The organism is Mycobacterium sp. TY814 (assembly GCF_030755175.1).
In the GTDB taxonomy this organism is placed as follows: domain Bacteria; phylum Actinomycetota; class Actinomycetes; order Mycobacteriales; family Mycobacteriaceae; genus Mycobacterium.
This window is the reverse complement of record NZ_JAUFRY010000001.1, coordinates 2,380,633-2,398,660: the sequence shown is the minus strand read 5'-3', so window position 1 is coordinate 2,398,660 and position 18,028 is coordinate 2,380,633. Positions and strand designations below refer to the sequence as shown.

Below are 18,028 nucleotides of genomic sequence, written 5' to 3'. Positions count from 1 at the left end.
CGACTCAGACTTGTTGTTTCACAACGCCTTCCAGAAAATCAACGACAGCGCGCGCGTCACCGGCCGCTGCATCAGCATGCGTTGATCCGCTCCGTCATCAAACGTGGGTGTGAGAATGCGGTTGAAAGGGCGATGCTGAGGGCCGCGGGTGACAGGATGAACTGGCAATCATCCCGGTGAGGCGGTACTCATGGCGCACCAACAGTTGCGACCTGGTCAGGTCTTCGCCGGCTACGTCGTCGAGCGGCTTCTTGGTGTCGGCGGGATGGGCGCGGTCTATCTGGCCCGCCACCCCAACTTGCCGAAACTTGTCGCGCTGAAGTTACTCAGCCGCGCGACGACCGACGACGAACTCCGTGCTCGTTTCCTGCGCGAGGCCGACCACGTAGCACGTCTGGACCATCCCAATATCGTCGCCGTCTACGACCGCGGCGACCAGGACGGGCAACTGTGGATCGCGATGCAATACATCGACGGCTCCGACGCTGCCGAAGCGGTATGCGAGGGACCGTTGTCCGCGGCACGCGCTGTGCGCATCATCACCGAGACCGCCAAGGCGCTGGACTTCGCCCACAGCGCCGACGTGCTACATCGCGACGTCAAACCCGCCAACATCCTGCTCGCCCGACCCATCGGAGGAGAACCCGAACGAGTCCTGCTCGCCGACTTCGGCATTGCCAAAGCCCTACACGACCAGTCCGGACTCACCGCGACCGGCACGTTCACCGGCAGCCTGCAGTACGCGGCGCCCGAGCAGTTCGACCCCTCCATTGTCCTGGATGCTCGGGCCGACGAGTATGCCCTGGCCTGCACCCTCTACCACCTGCTGACCGGATCGGTGCCCTACCCGGGCCGCAGCCCCGAGCAGTGGATGTACGGACATCTGCATCTGCCCGTCCCGTTACCCAGCCAATCCCCTGCCGCGCAGCAGGCCGGCATCCCGGCGGGAATGGACGCGGTGATCCAACGTGGCATGGCAAAGAACCGTGATGACCGCTATCCGAGATGTGCCGCCCTGGCCGGCGCTGCGCAACGCGCGCTGGAGTCGGCAGATGGCATGACCATGCGGTCATCGACCTGCACGGTTCGCGCGGGCGCACCTGGGGAGGTTTCCACCCAGTTGCGCCATGGCCCATCCCCACACCGCGATACACGTCCTCGAGGGCGCGCCGATGCGGCGCGACCGGTGACCCTCTGGAAACGTAAGTGGTTGATGGCGTCCCTGGTGGTGCTGCTCATCGTGGCTGTGGGTGCCGGTGCGGTGTTACTCCGTAATATCCTGTCGCCCAAAGCGACTGGCGCCGAGTTAGTCCTAGCTGCGGCCACCGACCCCGGGGCGAATCCGTTCATGCCACCCGCGGGCTCGGCGCCGCCGAGCAGCACCCAGCCGCCGCCCACCCTGCCGCCCCACGGCGACGGGACCCCGGTGGCCACCCAGTCGCTGCCCGGTGACCGCGAGGGCCTGTACGGTGGCACCCTCAACAACGCCGAGTGCGATCGCGACAAAATGATCGGCTTCCTGGGCGGCCATCCCGCTCAGGCCAGCGCCTTCGTGGCTGCACTCAACACCGACCCGAGCTTGTTCTGGAGCGGCGCGCACCCGCTAACGGCCGCCGACATCCCGACGTACCTACGCGAACTGACCCCGGTCCTGTTGCGGCTGGACACCCGGGTTACTAATCACGGATTCGACGGAACAAATCCCACCACCGTGCAATCGGTCTTTCAAGCGGGCACCGGGGTGTTCGTCGACGCCCACGGGGTTCCCCGGGTCCGTTGCTACTGCGGCAATCCCCTGACTGAGCCGATCGCTTTGACCGGCGATCCGGAGCCCGTCGGCGCCGCCTGGGCCGGTTATCGTCCCGCGGCACTCGCCGCGGTCCAGCCCAGTCCGGCGACCATCAGCATCTTTGTTCTGGTCGACGTGGTTACCGGCCAGCCTTTCAATCGGCCCGCCGGCACTGCCGGCACTGCCGACACCCCACGCAGCCAACCGGTTCCGCCACCCCAACCCGCGCCCACCACGCCCGGCGCCGGAACGGGGCCGACCCAACCCGAGATCGACGGCACCTACCTCTTGCACTTCCAAGCCGGTTCCTGTGGAACGGCACCCCGGGATGCGACCGTCACCGTTAGCCACCAAGGAAGCAGTCTGACCCTGGTTCATACATCTGGGACCGCCTTCACCGGCACAATTAACGTCGACGGATCTTTCGTGCTCAGCTTTCGTGACAGCACAATGCGAGGTGTCTTCGTCACCCAGGGCGGCAGCACTTTCATTCGCGACGGAGTATGGCAGCCGACTACTTGCAGCGGCACTTTCGAGGGCACCAAGCAGTGAAGGGCAGCCGGAAATAGCCTCCGTTGCCGCCGCCGGCATCAGTTCCGGCGTCGCGATTACGGCAGACATTCCGATCCTCCCACCTGGTCCTCATCGACCTATCGGTAGGACAAAGCGTTAAGCGGCTGCGTGACGTCTGCTAGAGGATTTCGTCCCACGCGCCCCGTCCGGTCCGGACCTGGCCGAGACACCCCACTAGTTGGCGCTGTGGGCTTGGGAATGTTCCTAGCGGTCTCGCGGACGCAAAGTGGTTCGTCCGATTATTGCCCGGGTGCAGGGCACGCCAATTGGGCGACGACGCCGAAATGATCGCTGGGCCAGGCACCGCGGCGCGGCGCGTCGCACACAACGTCCGCGTCGAGCACCTTGCCCGCGCCGTCAGCGGTGGGCATGCCTACGAAGATGTAGTCGATGCGCTGATCTGGTGTCGGATCCTGCGCCGTGTACGGGTTGATGTTGTTCCAGGTGAAGCCAAGCTCACCGGGATGGGCCACCTCGAAGGCGTCGGACAGGAGGCCGCCGATGAATAGCACCTCGGGGGATTCCGGGCGGGCGTTGAAGTCGCCACAGACAATCGGGGGGAAATCGCCGGAGCCCGTCCCGACGAAATCGGCGAGCTGACGGACCTGCGCCTCGCGCACCCAGCCCTCGTCGAACCGGTAAGACAAATGGGTCGAGGTGACCGACACGAGACGGTTGCGAACGCGGACATCGACGGTCAGCGCGCCGCGAGGCTCGATATTTGCCCCCGCCAGGGTCAGCTGGAGCGACCGCGAGCCGACGATCGGCCAGCGGCTCAGGACCGCGTTGCCGAAATCGCCGCGGCCCGGGCGGACGTACGCGGCGGCGTACACCGCGTCCATCCCGGTCTGCTCGGCCAGCCACGTCGCCTCACACAATTCTGGCGATCGCGTCACCTCCTGCAACGCGACCACATCAGGGCGAATCTCCGTGAGCCAGTCGACGAGCGCGTGCTTGCGCTCCTCCCACAGGTGATCGCCCCATATGTTCAACGTCAGCACCGTCAGCACATCGTCCTGATCAGGGGACGTCACATCCCGATCGTATGTGGCACGACCTCTACGCAGAGATACGTTGAGAACATGAGTGCTGCCGGCATCGTCCTCGTAGCACTCGCGATCGCCGTCGGAATCATCGGAATCGTGGTGCCGCTGTTGCCGGGCACCTTGCTGGTATTCGGCGCGATCGTGGTGTGGGCCGTCGTCGAGAACAACATCACCGCGTGGGTGACCCTCGGCGTGGTGGCCGTGTTGCTCGGTGTGGCGACATTGATCAAATACACCTGGCCCGTGAAGCGCATGCGGGCCGCCGACGTGCGCACGCTGAGTTTGGTGGCGGGCGCGGTGGTGGGCATTATTGGTTTCTTCGTGATCCCGGTGATCGGCCTGCTGATCGGCTTCGTGCTAGGTGTCTACGTGGCCGAGCTCGCCACCCGCGGAGACCAGCGCCTGGCATGGACCTCGACGAAGCACGCCGTGAAAGGTGTCGCGTTGTCGATGGGTGTCGAGCTAGCTGCCGCCATGCTCGCCACCGTCGCGTGGGTGGCCGGGGTGTACCTGACCCAGTAGGCGCCGCGTTGAGAGCGTTCTACTCCAAGGACTTCGCGCTCTCCTCGGGCAACCCTAGGTACGAAGCCGATGTGCACGCCGAGATTCATGGTGTTGTTGCCGAGCCGTTGGTTGATGGCGCGATCGGTCTGGAAAGGTCTTGCCAGCAAACAGATTCGGCGTGAGCGTCTGACGGAGCGACGGTCAGGCGAGGGTCAAGACACCTTGTCTGCGAACGGATGCAGTACGGATCTATAGCGCTGACTTCGCTTGGAGCCGATGACGGGAATCGAACCCGCGTATTCAGCTTGGGAAGCTGATGTTCTGCCATTGAACTACATCGGCGCTGTCGCCCAGAAAGGCTAGCATCGGTCGATGTCGAATGGTGTGCGGGTCGAACAATTCCGAACCCTCCCCGTCGCGCCTGAGCAGGCGTTCCGCGGGATCATCGAGATGGACGTGCCGGCCATGTTCCGCCGCAGGTACGGGCCGATTCCCCCGATCTTGGCGGTGAGCGGGCGCGACGCCGAAGACTGGCGCGGTACCCCCGGTCAGACGCGGGTCCTCGAGTTGGGACCGTGGGGCAGTATTCGAGAGACCGTCGTCCGCGTCGACGAACCGCGCGCGTGGATATACGAGATCGCGGACTTCAAAGGACCCCTCGCCGGCCTGCTCACCAAGATCGACGGCGAATTCCTCTTCGCCCCGGCCGGCACCGGCACGCGAATCACGTGGCGCTACACCATGTTTCCCCGGTCGCGCGTGGCGGCGTCCGCCCTGCCGGCCTTCGGTTGGTTCTGGCGGGGCTACGCGCGCCAGATGCTCGAGGAGCTGTCGGACTGGCTGGTCGGCTGACTACATCCGACGGCGCGAATCACAAGTGTGTAATTCGAGAAGTCGTTAAGACTGTGAATTAATGCAAATCCTAAAAATGTGATGTTTACCCTTTCGTTATCATCCGTAACCTCGTATTGTGACGTCCCGTGGGCAGGCACGAGTTAGCTAGGAAGCCGCGGAAATCGCCCGCAGTGCTGGCTGCGGGCCTCGCCTCTGCCGCTGTCTACTTCGCGGTGGCCGGAGATGTCAGTCCCGCGGGCCCCCCGCGCGCTGAAGTGAAGCCGATGTTCGCCGAAACCCAGTGCTGCATAGAACTCGCCGCGGCCGCGCCGGGCTCCACCATCGACACCTCCCATCTGAAATTCAGCATCGACGAGATGGCGCCGGCTCAGCGCTCGCGGGCCGATCGGTCGCGGGCCAACGCGGGATCTCGCATCCTGCCCATGGGCGTCGCCCCGGAGGCGGGGCTGCAGGTGAGAACCATTTTGGTGGAGCGCGCAATCAGCGCGCTGTTCCCCGAGATCCACCAGATCGGCGGCGTCCGGCCCGACGCACTGCGGTGGCACCCCGAAGGCTTGGCGCTCGACGTGATGATCCCGAACCCCAGTTCGGATGAGGGTATCGAGCTGGGCAACGCCATCGTCACCTTCGTGCTGCAGAACGCCGACCGTTTCGGCATCCAGGATGCAATCTGGCGCGGTACCTACTACACGCCAGGCGGCGGCGCCCAGTCCGGCGGCTACGGCCATTACGACCACGTGCACGTCACCACCACCGGCGGTGGCTATCCCACCGGGGACGAAATCTACGTCCGCTAACCGGGGGCGGTTACGCTCGTCGGGTGCTGCTCTCCGACCGTGACCTCAGGGCCGAAATCGCCGCTGGTCGACTGGGCCTCGACCCGTTCGACGATGCCCTGGTTCAGCCGTCCAGCATCGACGTCCGGCTCGACTCGCTGTTCCGGGTCTTCAACAACACCCGCTACACCCACATCGACCCTGCGCAGCAGCAGGATGAGCTGACAAGTCTGGTCGAACCCGCGCCCGGCGAGCCGTTTGTCCTGCACCCCGGCGAGTTCGTGCTCGGCTCGACCCTGGAACTCTGCACGCTGCCAGACGATCTGGCAGGACGCTTGGAAGGCAAGTCGTCGCTGGGCCGCCTGGGTTTGCTGACTCACTCCACTGCCGGCTTCATCGATCCGGGCTTCAGCGGGCACATCACCCTGGAACTGTCCAACGTGGCCAACCTGCCGATCACCCTGTGGCCGGGGATGAAAATCGGCCAGTTATGTCTTCTGCGGCTGACCAGCCCGTCCGAACATCCTTACGGCAGTTCGCAAGTAGGCTCGAAGTATCAGGGTCAGCGGGGCCCGACACCGTCGCGGTCGTATTTGAACTTCATACGAACCACCTAGCTGGCACATAGCCTCCGGGGCCACAATGGAATTCGGCGGCCGCGTGCCGTGTTTCCCTCCGCAGACCGATAAACCTTGGGAGGGGTTTTGGACGTCGTACTCGGGGTTTCGATGGCACCTTCGGCCGTGCGGATGGCGTTGGTCGAGGGTGAGGACGCCGATGGCGCCATCGTCGAAGAAGACAGCTTCCGGCTAGCCCGTGACACGGCCGCCACATGTGCGTCCGACCGGGTGATGGCGGCGATCCTGGGCACCCGTGAAGGCGCCGGTGACGCAGGTCTTCGGCTGGCTTCCATCGGTGTTAGCTGGACCGATCAGACACAGGCGGCCGCCTTGCGCGACGCCCTGGCTGCCCACAAAGTCGAGAACGTCATGCTGGTCTCGGCCTTCCTGGCCGCGGTCGCGATGGGGCAGTCCGTCGGCGCCGCCGTCGGCTACGAGCGCACGGGTGTTCTGTTCGTCGAGCCCGACAGCGCCACCCTGGCCGTGGTGGACTCCCGGGACGGCTCGCTGTGCGACGTGCGGCGCCAGTTTCTGGCCGAGGACGACGACGCCGCGGTAACCGAGCTGGCCGAGTTGGTAGCAACCGCCGAGACCATGCGCGCCCGCCCGGACGGCATCTACGTGGTGGGATCAGGCGTCGACGTGCCGATGATCAAGCCCGTGCTGGATGCGGCAACGGCGCTGACGGTCAGCGTGCCCGAGGAGCCGGACATGGCACTGGCCCGCGGCGCCGCGCTGGCCTCGGGCAGTTCTCCGCTGTTCGCGGCCACCACCGCCGCGCTGGCCTACGCGCAAGTGGGCGACGAGCTTCCCGAAGTGCCCGAGTTCGACCCCGAGTTCGACGACGAAGACGACATCGCCGGGGAGACATCGGCGAAGCGCCGGCCCGCACTGCTGCTCGGTAGTGGTCTGGCGGTGGTCGCGTGCGCGGCCGTCATCGCTCTGGAAGTGGCGCTGGCCATCAACATTCGTCCGACGGTGGCCCTGCAGCCAAAACCGAACGAAAACCACTTCGTCGCACCCATGCAGCCCGAGGCCGTGCAAACGGAGGTCGCCGCGCCCCAGCACAAGATCGACCTGCCGACCGCCGCGCCACGCGTCGCCGCTCCGCAAATCCCGGCCGCCGCACCGGCGCCGATCGAACCGGCACAAGCGGCTCCCGTGATCCCGGCACCCGCAGCACCGGCACTGCCCGCTCCGGAGCTTCCCGCTCCTCGGCTACCCGACCCGGTTGTCGTTCCGCCGGTTATCCCGATCGTGGTGCCGCCCATTCAGGCGCCCATCCAGGTGCCGCGCCAGCAACCTCAGCTGCCGGTGCCGCGCGCGCCGGTGTCACCGCCGCGCATCGAGAATCCGATTCCGCAGGCCCCCATCATTCCGATTCCCCAGGTGCCGGTCATCCAGATCCCGCAGGCGCCGGTGGTGCCCAATCCGGGCCGAGGGCCCTTCGGTGGCGGTGGAAGCGCGCCGGGTGCCCCAGGCAAAGGCCCGTTCGGCGGCGGTGGCCCCGGTAGCGGGGGTCCGTTCGGTGGCGGTGGCGCCCCAGGCAGCAAAGGCCCCTTCGGCGGCGGCCCAGGTGCCCCCGGCAAAGGCCCGTTCGGTGGCGGTGGTCCCGGCGGTCAGGGTCCCTTCGGCGGCGGCCCAGGTGCCCCCGGCAAGGGCCCGTTCGGTGGCGGCGGTGGGCGTGGCCCGTTCGGCGGGGGTGGCCCCGGCGGCCAAGGTCCCTTCGGCGGCGGCGGATCAGGTGGCCATGGCCCCATCGGCGGCGGTATCCCCGGCGGCGGACACGGCGGTTTCGGTGGGGGCGGCGGCGGCTTCGGAGGGGGCGGTGGCGGCGGTCACGGTGGTGGCGGAGGCGGGCGCAGGTAGCCGGCTCCGCTGGCTGTGAGTTTCCCTACAAAGCAAACTCAAATGGGTATGAAAGCGGTGCGCGGGTACCGTTAGAAGTACGGGTTGGGGAATCCGCACAGTCTATTTTGGGGGAGCTTTGGACACCGTACTCGGCGTGTCGATGGCACCAACCGCAGTTCGGATGGTGCTGGTCGAAGGCGAAAACGGCGACGGCGCCCTGGTCGATGAAGACAGCATCGACGTCAGGGCCGAAGACGCGCCCACCTTCAACGCGGCCGACCAAGTCATCTCGGCCATACTCGGCACCCGCGAGGGGGCAGCGGAGGGCGGCTACCAGCTGGCCTCCACGGGTGTGACCTGGCGCGACCCTGCCCAGGCGGCCGAGCTGCGCGACGCGTTGGCCAGCCGCAAGATCGAGAACGTCATGCTCGTGTCGGCGTTCCTCGCCGCCGCCGCGCTGGCCCACTCGGTCGGCAACGAGACCAACTACGCCCAGACGGCGTTGCTGTTCATCGAACCCGACACCGCGACGCTGGCCGTGGTGAACAGCGCCGACGGGTCGGTCGCCGACATCCAGACGCAACCGTTACCCGCGGACGATGACGCCGCGGTGGCCCGGTTGACCGAATTGGTGTCCAGGGCCGAGACGCTGGCGACCCATCCCGACGCAGTCTTCGTCGTCGGCTCCGGCGTCGACGTCCCTCTCATCAAGCCCGCTCTCGACGCGGCGACCACACTTCCGGTGACCCTGCCCGAGGAGCCCGAGACGGCACTGGCGTGGGGCGCGGCGCTCGCCTCGGCCAACACGCCGTTGCTGTCGGCATCGACGGCAGCCCGCGCCTATGCCCAGGACCCCGGCACCGGCGCCTACCCGCCGTTTGCGCTTGACCCCGCGTACTTCGACAACGCGAACGCGGCGGAAGGGGCGCTGGCCTACAGCGCCGTCGACCCTGACCACGACGAGCCGAAAGCGGAGGGTCGCCGGCCGATTGGGCTGCTGGGCAGTGTGCTGTTGTCGATCTTCGTTGTCGGGGTCGCGTCGCTGGTCGTCTCGCTGGCCGTGAGTATCCGCGGCACATCGAGCACCCGCCCCGACCCGGGGCAGGCACTCGTCGCGCCCACCCCGGCGCCGCAGGCACCGGCGCCGGCGCCCGTGCCCGAGCAGGGGCCCGCGCCGGCACCCCAGGCTCCCGCGCCCGTTCCCGAGCAGGCCCCCGCTCCGGCGCCCCAGGCTCCTGCCCCGGTGCCTGAGCAGGCGCCTGCGCCGCAGGTCCCCGTGCAGGTACCACAAGCACCAGCGCCTGCGCCGATCCAGGCTCCGGCGCCCGCTCCGGTTCCCGCCGCACCTGCGCCGGTCCCGGTACCGGTTCCGATCCCTCAGTTGCCGCAGATCTTCACGCCGCAGTTCCCCCTCGGCCCGGGTGGCGGTGGCGGGCGCGGCGGTGACGACGACCGTGGTCCGGGCGCGGGCAAGGGCCCCAGTCCGAAGTTTCCCGGCGGTGGCGGTCCCGGCAAAGGTGGCAAGGGCGGAGGCGGCCGCGGCGGATTCAACATCCCCGGGATCCCCGGCATCTGATTTCGCCGGGTAGCCGTCATCTGCCGTTCAGCGTCACGATGCGGTTCGCTCATCGCGGACACCTACACACGGTGGTATGCGATGCACCGTTTTCGGCACCGGATACTTGGGCGCCACCCACGCTGTCGGGATGGCAGAGCTGGGACACGAGGTCGTCGGCGTTGACATCGACCCGGGAAAGGTCGCCAAGCTGGCCGGCGGCGACATTCCCTTCTACGAACCCGGCCTGCGAAAGCTGTTGACCGCCAACCTCGCTGCGGGCCGATTGCAATTCACCACCGACTATGACATGGCTGCCGACTTCGCCGATGTCCATTTCCTGGGCGTCGGCACCCCGCAGAAGAAGGGCGAGTACGGCGCCGACGTCCGGCACGTGCATGCCGTCATCGACGCGCTGGTGCCGCGACTCACCAGGGCATCGGTGCTCGTCGGCAAATCGACTGTGCCAGTGGGTACGGCGGCTGAACTGAGCGAGCGGGCCGCCGGACTGGCACCCGACGGGGTGGACGTCGAAATCGCCTGGAACCCGGAGTTCCTGCGCGAAGGCTACGCTGTCCACGACACGCTGCACCCGGACCGGATTGTGCTTGGTGTGCAACAGAATTCTGCCCGGGCCGAGGCGGTGGTACGCGAGCTGTACGAGCCGCTGCTTAATGCGGGGGTGCCCTTCCTGGTCACCGACCTGCAGACCGCCGAGCTCGTCAAGGTCTCGGCCAATGCCTTTCTGGCAACCAAGATCTCGTTCATCAATGCGATCTCGGAAGTGTGTGAGGCGGCAGGCGCCGACGTGAGCCTGCTGGCCGACGCGCTCGGGTTCGATCCGCGGATCGGACGCCAATGCCTCAATGCCGGTTTGGGTTTCGGTGGTGGCTGCCTGCCGAAGGACATCCGCGCGTTCATGGCACGGGCCGGGGAGCTGGGCGCCGACCAGGCCCTCACCTTCTTGCGCGAGGTCGACAGCATCAACATGCGGCGCCGGACCCGAATGGTCGAACTGGCCACCGCCGCCTGTGGCGGATCGCTGCTCGGCGCCAATATCGCGGTGCTGGGCGCGGCTTTCAAGCCGGAGTCCGACGACGTCCGGGATTCACCCGCGCTCAACGTGGCCGGCCAGTTGCAGCTCAATGGCGCCGCGGTGAACGTCTACGACCCCAAGGCGCTCGACAACGCCAACCGGCTTTTCCCCACCTTGACCTACGCGGTGTCGGTCGAAGAGGCGTGTGAACGCGCGGATGCCGTTCTGGTGCTGACAGAGTGGCGCGAGTTCGTCGACCTCGACCCCGACTCCCTTGCCGACCGGGTACGCGCCCGCGTCGTCGTCGACGGCCGCAACTGCCTGGATGTGGGCCGCTGGGAGCGGGCAGGCTGGCGGGTGTTCCGGCTCGGAGCGCGGCGACCTACGCGGTAACGGCCTGCGGCACGTTACGCGGCCGTCCGTCTGCGCGCAGGAAGCCTCCGGTGCGCTCGCGCCCCAGAATCTCGGTCGGCTGCCCGTCGCGGAACACCTCGCGACCCGACACGAAGACGGCTTCGACCGTGGCGTCGTTGCGGTTCACCATTCGTGAAAGACCGTCGTAAGCATCGACTTTCGCCTCGTGATAGGCGTCCAGCGAGTCGTCGAGCCGTTGCGGGTCGATGACCACCAGGTCGGCCCAGTCGCCCACCCGGAGGTGACCGGCATCCAGCCCGTACCAGTCCGCCAGTTCACCGGTCAGCCGGTGCACCGCCTGCTCGACCGACAGAAATGGGCGGCCTTGGAGTTCGGCGTCGCGCACATGCCGCAGCAACCGCAAGCCGCTGTTGTAGAAGGCCATGTTGCGCAGGTGGGCGCCGGCGTCGGAGAACCCGACCTGTAAGCCGTGCATCTGGGCCAGTCGGCGCAGCATCTTCGGGCGGTGGTTAGAAATCGTTGTGCGCCAGCGGATCGCGCTGCCGTGTTCGAGTACCAGATCGAGGAAGGCGTCGACCGGGTGCAGGCCGCCGCGTTCCACGCCGACCTGGCCGAACGACTTGCCCACCACCGATTCGTCGGGGCAGGAGACGATTTCGGCGTCGAAGAAGTCCCGGTGCCAGGCGCGTGGGCCGAATTTGGTGTCGTAGTCCTTCCGGAACTGCCGGCGGTACTCCTCGTTGCGCATGAGCTCGTTGCGCTCGAGTTCGTCCTTGAGGTGCAGCGCGGCCGCGCCTGCGCCGAATTCTTCGAACACGACCAGGTCGATGCCGTCGGCGTACACCTCGAAGGGCACCGGCAGGTGCTGGAAGCGGAAGTCTCCGCCGAACCGGTTCACCAGAGCGGCCAGCGCGCTGGTGAGCCAGATGGAGCCCGGCGCCGACTTCATGTCCGCCGCCGCCAGCAGGCTGGTCTTCAGGTGCGGCCGACGAATGCCCAGCGATTGCAGCGCCTGCGAGACGATGTTCTGCGGGTGGCTGATGTCCGGACCGGACTGCAGGACGCGGCCGGTTCGTCGCAGCAGTGACTTGAGCCGCCGCAGCTCGCGGCCCTTGGCATAGGTCGAGGGCAGCGTGCGGGACCGGCAGGTGTCCCCGTCGATCTTGTCGAAAAGCAGCTGCTGCGAGGACATTCCGAGGAAACCGGCATCCAGCGCTTCGTCCAGCATCTGTTCCATCCGGGCCTGCTCGGCGCCGGTGGGCTTGACGTCTTCGCGGGTGGCCCGGTCCAGGCCCATCACCGCGGTCCGCATGTCGGAGTGGCCGATGAAGGCCGTCACGTTGGGCCCGAGTGGCAGCGACTCCAGCGCGTCGATGTACTCCTGCGGGTTGGTCCATGACTTGTGCTCACCGACGATGCGCACCACGTGCTCGTGTGGGATCGCCTCCACCCGCCCGAACAGGTCGGCGGCTTCACCGGCATTGACATGCACGGTGGACAGCGAGCAGGACCCCATCACGATGGTGGTGACACCGTGCCGCACGGATTCCGACAGGGCCGGCGCGGCCAGCACCTCGGCGTCGTAGTGGGTGTGGATGTCGATGATGCCCGGTATTACCCACTTGCCTTCGGCATCGATGACGTTCGGGCATCCCGCGGTGTCGAGTGGAGCGGGGGAGACGGCGGCCACGCGGCCGTCACGTATCCCGATGTTGCGGATCGCCGAGGGCGCACCGCTGCCGTCGAACCACCTGCCGTTGACGACCACTGCGTCGAAAGTCATGTGACCACCTCACTAGACTGGACAGCTTACCGATAACGTCAGCTCAGGGTGCTGGGCGGCTGGTTGATGGTGATCTCCGCGTTCAACACCGGCGCAACCCAGCGGCGCATGTATGCGCGCAGCACCTCGCCGGTACGTGGCGGCCGGCCGGGGTCGATGGTGAAGGACTGCAGAATTCGCAGCGTGTATTCGGCGAGGTCGTCCAAGTCGGCATCCGCGAGACCGAACTGCGTCCAGTCGACGTCCAACCCGGCCAGAATGCCGTGGCTGAACTTGATCCCTATGTCGGATGTGATGCCGGCGGACGCCTTGGTGAAATCGCGAAGCAGCATCAACTGGATGTGCTTGTCGCTGGGCAGCCATTCCAGGGTGAACGCGAGGCTCTCCACCAGCGCCTCGACCGGATCGGTGATACCGGCGAGGTGCTTCGAGAGTATTTCGCAGAACCGCATGCCGGAACGGGTGGCGGCGGCCTCGATGAGGGTGTTCGTACCCGGGAAGTAGTTGTAGACCGTCTGGCGGGATACGCCCAGCGTGCGCGCCACATCAGCGATCCGCAGGTCGCCGCCGCGCTGTTCGATGGCGTCGCTGGCGGCGTCGAGAATGCGTTCGATTGCCTCGTCGTCGGTCGCGGGCCTCGCACCACTCCACCCGTGGGTGCGCATGGCTGACAGGATACGGTCTGAGCGAGGCTTCCACCGAATCCGTTGTGGGCCGACGAGAGGCTGCGGTCGCCGGCCCCGGGCTTGGCGGTTGGAAGCGAAAAAAGAGGGCGCGGGAAAAAACACAACAGTGAGGAACCGAAAGCCTCGACCTCTGTGGTCCCTCGAAACGACCGCCCGAAAGCGGGGTCCGCGCCCTCGGAAAGAACTAATCACCTCGCGGCTGTCACCGCAAATTCCGCAGGTGGACGAGCGATACCAAGCCCATGTCACGCCGCAGGGCCGCCGGCGACAGCACACGAAATCCGCGCACCCCCGGCCGTTCGGTGGCGACTTGCACGATCTTTCGTGCGATGCGGAAATCCAGGTCTTTGAGGACCCCCCGATCAGTTGTCGTTTGAAGGAGACCGTGCAGGCCGGGAACCGCGAACGGGCTCGCAGCGTCCAGCATGACGTTGGTGGCCAGCACGAGATGACGCGCTCGCTCGCTGACCGGCAACGGCGCCAGGGCGGACGAGGCGGCATCGATCCGGGTGGCAATGCGTCCGATGAAGCGGCGCAGTCGATTTGGCGCCAGGGTCATCGTGCCGGCATGGGTGACCGACAGTCCAAGGCAGTCAATGCGGTCGCGCCCGCGGTAGGTGGGATCCGATGCGCAGGACAGCCCACTTCCGCTGAGGGCGGTGCGGAATTCCTTTGTGGGCTTTCGCTTGACTCCCAAGTCGCCGAGCAGTGCATCAATTCGTGCATCTGCCTCGTGAAGTGCGGCAAGGTCCGGATGGGCCACGATGAAGTCATCGTTGTAACGGGCGTAGAAAATTCCGTCAATCGCCACGATTGCGGCGTCCATGGGTATGACCGCGAGATTCCCGATGATTGGTACCAGCGGGGTTCCCATCGCAGTGCCGTACAGCCGGGTGAACTCGGTGCCGTCCCGGTCCCGCACCACGGGGCGGGCCAGTGATGTGATCAGATCCCAGACTTCCGGCCCCAGTTCGCCGGCGGGACTTCCGAGTGTTGCGACTTCTCGCAGGATTCGCCACAGCGCCGCGCCCGGGCCGACGGGCAGATCATCGCCGTAGTGTTCGAAATCTGACTGGAGGACATAAAGCGGCGGACCCTTCACCCCCACCCGCTTGCGATGAGCACGAACAAAACCGGCAAGTGCCCGCGTGGCGGCAACATTCGTCAAGCCGGGCAGGTACGAATAGACGCCTGGGAGGCCATGGCAGCGCGCGTTGTGAGAAAGAAGCTGAAAAAGTGCCGAGCCGACCACGTGGTCGATGAAGGCTGGTAGATGGACCGCGCGAAGCTTACCGTTGTATTCGCGGAAACGAAGGTCCACGGGCTGCGGACGGTATTCGCCGCTGGCAACACTGCGGGCTATCGCCCTCGCAAGCGCCCTTCGCTCAGTTGCAGTGCTGAAATATGTGACACCCCCGCCCGCCTCACTGAATGCCAAGCCACGCTGCCGTCTCTTCGCGAAAATTCGCATGATGACGTCGTCATATGTTCTCGGTTCCGCGAGTTGCTTCTCGATGTCGACCGCTTCAGCTATCACGACACCCCGCGGTGTCTGCGTTGCCCAGTCGAAGATGCCAGTCCTTGACGATTTGCATCCAGCTGTCGAATAGTGCAGCTTCGGGATCGTGCGGCAGCACGAACAGCAAGCGCAATTTTCCCTGGTGAAAGACCGGAGTGAGAAAGCGCCCTGATAGCGTGACAACGCTGACACCGTCTTCAAGGCAATTCACTGCGGCTGGTAATGCCCTCGCCAGCAGTCCCATTTCAAGTCTGCGCATGTCCCGTGTGCCTTCCAGCGTATCCAGGTCGAAGACAATGCCGTCAGTGAAGAGTGTGCGAAATTTCAGGGGCAGGCTCTGTGGGCCATCCGGCGCCGTTTGATCCAGGGGCGTTATCCATTCGTCGGCGCAGAGCCGGTTCAGTGCGTCCCGTCCGTTCGTCACAGGCGCCCGCAAGGATTTCCCGCGGTTTGCCGCGCCGCCAGTGGCCGCTTGGAGCGCCAAATGAGGGTGGGATTCACTGTCGCCGTTCGAGGTTCGTTTGTAATAGAAAAGGTTCGTCGGCGACCGGAACGCAATATATCCCTGGCCATCAAATGTTTCCTGCATGAGCTTGACCGCAGCGGATCTCTGTTTCGTTGGGATCCACTCGGGGATCGAGATCTTGCCGACGAGCAGCGGTCCCGACTCGTGGCTGAGTTCCCGCATCCAGTCGCCCAACGCAAGCAGGGTGGGAAGCGGTGGGGCACGACGGTCCCGAAGGTGCTGCAGGTTGATGAGAACGACGAGAACCGTGACCATGGCGGCCGTTACCTCAAGGAAATCGGAGACCGGGTGCGGGTCAAGCCAGACAAGCCCCAGCAACGCCAGCCACAACGCGACCGTTGCGATGAGCGTGCCGAAATAACCCTCGGCAAACAAGCGGATCTGGTAGATGCCGACGACGCTGCGAATGACGAAGAGGGGCAGTAGGGACAGCGCGAAGCTGATTGGTATGTCGTGCAGAACAATTAGCCCGAGCGCAGCGGCGAGTGACCAGAAGTAAAAAGAGATGAAGGGCGTCGTCAATAACAGTTTGTGGAAAAAGTTGAGCTGAAAGTCGCGAAGCGCCGGGATGTGCCGTAGCCGGGCGAAGTCGAAATAGAAGAGACCAGAGCCCTCGTATGCGCCACGGAACAATGGCAGGATCAGATAGAAGAATTGCACGGTGTCGACATGCCGCCAGGCCGGCACGCCCATAGTCAAGTCGAGAGCTCGGGCGTCGGTCCGGTAAATGCCCAGCAAGGTGAGAGCGACCAGGGCGTCGACGCGTAGACCGAGTCCCGCCGTGGTCGTCTTCAACGCTAGCCAGGGCGGTATCCGCGGAAGGGCTCGGAAACCTTCTCGAGCCGCGCCGGATTTCGGCCGAAGGCCCATGATCCTATAAATTCTGAGCGTGTAGTGAACGGTGATCCAGATGCCGATCGCATTTGACGTAACGATCGCGATGATGATTGCCGCGGTCGGGTACCAATAGAAGCCGGCGCCGAGCACCACTAGCTGCACGACCGTTGGCGCTAGCAACGACCAGAAAGGTCGGTAAATTCGCCGCGTGGCATATATGCCGGAATGCAGCACCCGGACCGTCAAGCGCACCGCAGTTTCCAGGATGATCAGGAAGGCATAGAAAAGTCCGACCGGATCGTGGCCGGACGGTAGCTGAGCCGCCAGTGCGATGCCGCCAACGATTGTCAAGACGGATGCCGCGATCATCGAGAGGACGAGCCAACTGCCGATCTCGCGCTCGGCTGCATCCCGCTCTCCGGACTGGGAGAACGCTCTGAGACGCTCCCGCATGATCTCAAGGAGCCCCCACCAGCCGCCGCTGACGATGAGGCTGCCGATGCGCAGGATGACGATAGTGAACGCGGCGAGCCTGCCGAGGCTTGCGAGAAGGATCAGAAACTCGATGGCGTGGACTAGGAATCGCGCCGTATCGAGCAGCAGTGCGTAACGCAGACGGTAGCGGAAGTACGCGAAGATCGTGCCGGTGAGAAGGCTCGCGAAGAGGGAAACGGCATGGTTTTGCCGGCGTGCCGTCCGGTCGAACCAACGGTCGATGTCGTTTGCCCGAGCCGTCGGACGCAGTTTCACGAACACACGGGAACCCTGGCTGGCCCTTCAGCCCAGTTCATGCAAATGGTGATTTCAGACCTTTCTGTCGTCCATAACGGCGCCGCATGATTGTGGTGAGCCATTTTGCGCATTACATCAGGCCGGATCGCCCGTTTCTGAGGACAAGCCTTCTTGAGAAGATTGCAGCATGAAGCGGGGCGACGTAGCCGTAATTTCCGTATCGGCCGGATTGGCGGCGGTGGTCGCCGCGGTCATCGTCTTCAGGTTTGTGGCCGCCGATCGCTCGCCCGGGTCGCCGGTGAACGACCCCGGAAATAGCACCTCTAGCCTGCTGGTGATGACATGGGCGCCCAGTCTTTGCAAGGTGGCGTCCTCCAGTCCCGGCTGCGCAAACGGGCACGTCAGAAAAATGGGGCGCACGTTGATACTCCACGGACTTTGGCCGCAGCCGGCTAGCGAGCAATTTTGCGGCGTGCCAGGACATGTCGCTGGGCGTCCCGCTGGATCGCCCGCTGACAAATCGCCCACACTGACTCTGCCTGAGGACGTTCAAATGCAATTGCAGTCGATAATGTCGGACGCCACGGCCGTAGCCCCACACGAGTGGTACCGGCATGGAACGTGTTCAGGTGTCACGCCGGTTGCCTATTTCGGCAACGCCATATCGCTCACCGAACAGGTCAGGAAAACCCTTGATCCGGTCTTCGAGACGGCTGCGGGCGGGCAGTTATCTGCCGACGTGGTACGTGACCGCGTCGATGCTGAATTCGGCAGGGGGTCCGGCGCCCGTGTTGGTTTGAAGTGTCGCAGCGTTGAACGGGAAGGACTCGTAGTTTACGAGGTCCGCCTGTCGTTTCCGCCGGTCGCCGAACTTGGACACGATGGCCGAACAGTGACGCTGAGCGACGCGCTGGGCAAAGGGCCGACCATACCCGCCGGCTGTCGGTCTGGGCGCGTGCCATGAA

Annotated in this window: 15 protein-coding genes and 1 tRNA gene; 9 read left to right on the top strand and 7 right to left on the bottom strand. The window is 65.4% G+C overall.

The features are described 5' to 3' along the window. The first annotated feature begins 190 nt into the window (after window positions 1–190). A complete protein-coding gene (locus QXH22_RS10645; protein ID WP_306275542.1) occupies window positions 191–2,341 on the top strand; it encodes a serine/threonine-protein kinase in 2,151 nt (716 codons plus the stop codon). 260 nt (window positions 2,342–2,601) lie between these two features. Here the strand turns inward: QXH22_RS10645 and QXH22_RS10640 are convergent, their stop codons facing one another. After that, the gene (locus QXH22_RS10640; RefSeq protein ID WP_306275541.1) at window positions 2,602–3,372 is read right to left on the bottom strand and encodes an endonuclease/exonuclease/phosphatase family protein; all 771 of its coding nucleotides are present in this window, start codon (window positions 3,370–3,372) and stop codon (window positions 2,602–2,604) included. Window positions 3,373–3,444: 72 nt separating this feature from the next. Between QXH22_RS10640 and QXH22_RS10635 the strand changes: the two genes are divergently transcribed. Beyond that, a complete protein-coding gene (locus QXH22_RS10635; protein ID WP_306275540.1) occupies window positions 3,445–3,930 on the top strand; it encodes a DUF456 domain-containing protein in 486 nt (161 codons plus the stop codon). A gap of 250 nt (window positions 3,931–4,180) precedes the next feature. Here QXH22_RS10635 and QXH22_RS10630 read toward each other — a convergent pair. Beyond that, window positions 4,181–4,254: transfer RNA gene (locus QXH22_RS10630), tRNA-Gly, on the bottom strand. A 30-nt stretch (window positions 4,255–4,284) separates the two neighbouring features. On the opposite strand from QXH22_RS10630, the gene QXH22_RS10625 reads away from it, so the two are divergent. The 6 genes from QXH22_RS10625 to QXH22_RS10600 all read left to right on the top strand — a co-directional run bounded on the left by QXH22_RS10625 (window position 4,285) and on the right by QXH22_RS10600 (window position 10,998). Continuing rightward, on the top strand, window positions 4,285–4,764 hold the full coding sequence (locus QXH22_RS10625) for an SRPBCC family protein (RefSeq protein ID WP_306275539.1): 480 nt from the start codon (window positions 4,285–4,287) through the stop codon (window positions 4,762–4,764). Between the two features lie 128 nt (window positions 4,765–4,892). Continuing rightward, window positions 4,893–5,564 carry a hypothetical protein gene (locus tag QXH22_RS10620; protein ID WP_306242914.1) on the top strand — a complete coding sequence of 224 codons (672 nt, stop codon included), beginning with the start codon at window positions 4,893–4,895 and terminating at the stop codon, window positions 5,562–5,564. Window positions 5,565–5,587: 23 nt separating this feature from the next. Next, window positions 5,588–6,160 (top strand): dCTP deaminase, encoded by a 573-nt coding sequence (gene dcd / locus QXH22_RS10615; RefSeq protein WP_306242912.1) that lies wholly within the window; start codon window positions 5,588–5,590, stop codon window positions 6,158–6,160. A gap of 111 nt (window positions 6,161–6,271) precedes the next feature. Further along, window positions 6,272–8,032, top strand: coding sequence for a hypothetical protein (locus QXH22_RS10610; protein ID WP_306275538.1), 1,761 nt, complete (start codon window positions 6,272–6,274; stop codon window positions 8,030–8,032). Window positions 8,033–8,174: 142 nt separating this feature from the next. Next, a complete protein-coding gene (locus QXH22_RS10605; protein ID WP_306276012.1) occupies window positions 8,175–9,590 on the top strand; it encodes a hypothetical protein in 1,416 nt (471 codons plus the stop codon). 76 nt (window positions 9,591–9,666) lie between these two features. Next, window positions 9,667–10,998, top strand: a complete 1,332-nt coding sequence (locus QXH22_RS10600; protein WP_306275537.1) for a UDP-glucose/GDP-mannose dehydrogenase family protein — start codon at window positions 9,667–9,669, stop codon at window positions 10,996–10,998. Here the strand turns inward: QXH22_RS10600 and QXH22_RS10595 are convergent. The 5 genes from QXH22_RS10595 to QXH22_RS10575 form a co-directional block, all read right to left on the bottom strand. Continuing rightward, window positions 10,988–12,763: an amidohydrolase family protein gene (locus QXH22_RS10595; RefSeq protein ID WP_306275536.1), complete on the bottom strand. Its 1,776-nt coding sequence runs from the start codon at window positions 12,761–12,763 to the stop codon at window positions 10,988–10,990. The genes QXH22_RS10600 and QXH22_RS10595 overlap by 11 nt on opposite strands. 38 nt (window positions 12,764–12,801) lie before the next feature. Continuing rightward, on the bottom strand, window positions 12,802–13,428 hold the full coding sequence (locus QXH22_RS10590; protein WP_306275535.1) for a TetR/AcrR family transcriptional regulator: 627 nt from the start codon (window positions 13,426–13,428) through the stop codon (window positions 12,802–12,804). Window positions 13,429–13,651: 223 nt separating this feature from the next. After that, complete coding sequence (locus QXH22_RS10585; RefSeq protein WP_306242905.1) at window positions 13,652–14,770, bottom strand: hypothetical protein; 1,119 nt, start codon at window positions 14,768–14,770, stop codon at window positions 13,652–13,654. Window positions 14,771–14,975: 205 nt separating this feature from the next. Then, window positions 14,976–17,087: a hypothetical protein gene (locus tag QXH22_RS10580; protein ID WP_306275534.1), complete on the bottom strand. Its 2,112-nt coding sequence runs from the start codon at window positions 17,085–17,087 to the stop codon at window positions 14,976–14,978. Between the two features lie 111 nt (window positions 17,088–17,198). Further along, window positions 17,199–17,483, bottom strand: a complete 285-nt coding sequence (locus QXH22_RS10575) for a hypothetical protein (protein ID WP_306244556.1) — start codon at window positions 17,481–17,483, stop codon at window positions 17,199–17,201. Between QXH22_RS10575 and QXH22_RS10570 the strand changes: the two genes are divergently transcribed. Continuing rightward, window positions 17,401–18,027, top strand: a complete 627-nt coding sequence (locus QXH22_RS10570; RefSeq protein WP_306276011.1) for a ribonuclease T(2) — start codon at window positions 17,401–17,403, stop codon at window positions 18,025–18,027. The two genes, QXH22_RS10575 and QXH22_RS10570, sit on opposite strands and share 83 nt — an antisense overlap. Window position 18,028: the final 1 nt, after the last annotated feature.

Bases quoted from the DNA above. Each gene is read 5' to 3' on its own strand.
- QXH22_RS10590 (WP_306275535.1), bottom strand. From the start codon at position 13,428: ATGCGCACCCACGGGTGGAGTGGTGCGAGGCCCGCGACCGACGACGAG.
- QXH22_RS10625 (WP_306275539.1), top strand. From the start codon at position 4,285: ATGTCGAATGGTGTGCGGGTCGAACAATTCCGAACCCTCCCCGTCGCG.
- QXH22_RS10635 (WP_306275540.1), top strand. From the start codon at position 3,445: ATGAGTGCTGCCGGCATCGTCCTCGTAGCACTCGCGATCGCCGTCGGA.
- QXH22_RS10595 (WP_306275536.1), bottom strand. From the start codon at position 12,763: ATGACTTTCGACGCAGTGGTCGTCAACGGCAGGTGGTTCGACGGCAGC.
- QXH22_RS10645 (WP_306275542.1), top strand. From the start codon at position 191: ATGGCGCACCAACAGTTGCGACCTGGTCAGGTCTTCGCCGGCTACGTC.
- QXH22_RS10570 (WP_306276011.1), top strand. From the start codon at position 17,401: ATGACATGGGCGCCCAGTCTTTGCAAGGTGGCGTCCTCCAGTCCCGGC.
- QXH22_RS10600 (WP_306275537.1), top strand. From the start codon at position 9,667: ATGCGATGCACCGTTTTCGGCACCGGATACTTGGGCGCCACCCACGCT.
- QXH22_RS10610 (WP_306275538.1), top strand. From the start codon at position 6,272: ATGGCACCTTCGGCCGTGCGGATGGCGTTGGTCGAGGGTGAGGACGCC.
- QXH22_RS10605 (WP_306276012.1), top strand. From the start codon at position 8,175: ATGGCACCAACCGCAGTTCGGATGGTGCTGGTCGAAGGCGAAAACGGC.